1 protein-coding gene is annotated in these 236 nt (G+C 61.0%); it reads left to right on the forward strand.

The annotated features are described in order from the left end of the window. A partial coding sequence (locus tag ACPYOI_RS37045; RefSeq protein WP_481424305.1) for an efflux RND transporter permease subunit occupies positions 1-236 on the forward strand: 236 nt, incomplete at both ends.

Here is a 236-nt window from a genome sequence, read left to right on the forward strand (position 1 = left end):
CGTCCGGTCCCGATGACAACGATCGCGACCATTCTCGGTGGCGTTCCGCTGGTCTTCGCGCATGGAGCGTGCGTGAAAACGCGTATTGCGCTTGGCTGGGTCATCGTCGGCGGATTGGGTTTCGCGACGCTGGCCACGCTCTTCATCACGCCGGTCGCGTATTTCCTCATCGCGCGTTTTTTCACGCCTCATGCTCACGAAGAGGCCCGGCTGAACGAGGAAATGGCTGTTGCGAC

Source organism: Rhizobium sp. SVR5-2C, assembly GCF_056755115.1.